Source organism: Neisseria sp. P0007.S010 (assembly GCF_051962875.1).
GTDB lineage: Bacteria > Pseudomonadota > Gammaproteobacteria > Burkholderiales > Neisseriaceae > Neisseria > Neisseria subflava_A.
The window spans coordinates 1-230 of sequence record NZ_JBQCUX010000073.1 but is presented as its reverse complement, the minus strand read 5'-3'; the positions used below and the strand labels follow the sequence as shown (position 1 = coordinate 230).

Genomic DNA, 230 nt, shown 5'->3' with positions numbered 1-230 from the left:
AAATTAGGCAGGTCGTTTTGGGACTTGGTCGGAATGTAGTTGTAAAACAGGCGCGGTTCAAGCGTTTGCAGGTAGTCTCCGCCGAAGAGCCGGGCCCTGCGCTCGAAAGTCAGGCCGCTGTCGACGTTGATACTCGGCAGGATGCGGCTGACATTGCGACCGCTTTGCCCGTTGAAGCTGTTGAGGCTGTAATAAGTGGCATGTACGCCGACTTTAGGTCGGATGGACCC

1 protein-coding gene is annotated in these 230 nt (G+C 56.1%); it reads right to left on the bottom strand.

All coding sequences use genetic code 11. The features are described 5' to 3' along the window. A partial coding sequence (gene lptD, locus ACTHR7_RS10955; protein ID WP_440370826.1) for an LPS assembly protein LptD occupies positions 1–230 on the bottom strand: 230 nt, incomplete at both ends.